Origin of the sequence: Gilliamella sp. B2717, assembly GCF_026536675.1 — a bacterium.
GTDB lineage: Bacteria > Pseudomonadota > Gammaproteobacteria > Enterobacterales > Orbaceae > Gilliamella > Gilliamella apicola_I.
Map to the genome: position 1 here is coordinate 383 of NZ_JAFNNQ010000020.1, position 294 is coordinate 676.

The 294-nt window shown below is 45.1% G+C and carries 2 protein-coding genes; both read left to right on the plus strand.

Features of this window, described 5'->3' with window-relative positions; all coding sequences use genetic code 11:
* Window positions 1-181: DUF2345 domain-containing protein (locus J3U35_RS04815; protein ID WP_267359875.1), on the plus strand; the 181-nt coding region annotated here is incomplete at its 5' end.
* The coding region (locus J3U35_RS11560; RefSeq protein WP_416380677.1) for a DUF2345 domain-containing protein at window positions 150-294 on the plus strand (145 nt) is incomplete at its 3' end. The genes J3U35_RS04815 and J3U35_RS11560, both read left to right, overlap by 32 nt.

Sequence of the window (294 nt, forward strand, 5' to 3'; positions counted from 1 at the left end):
CATTGCGTTAACCAGTCCCGAAAACATCCAGCTATCAACCGGTAACAGCGTGAGTGTCACCGCTGAAAACCAGACTGACATCACGGCATTAAAAAACATCACGCTGGCATCGGGCGATGCGATAGGGTTATTTGCTCACCAATCGGNGGATGAAGGTCTTTGCCAATCAAGGGGATATTGAAATACAAGCCCAAAATGCCAACCTCAATATGGCAGCGAAACAAAATGTCAATATTGACAGTGTAGACGGCAAAATGACGTTAACCGCCAGTAAAAAAATCACCTTAATGTGTG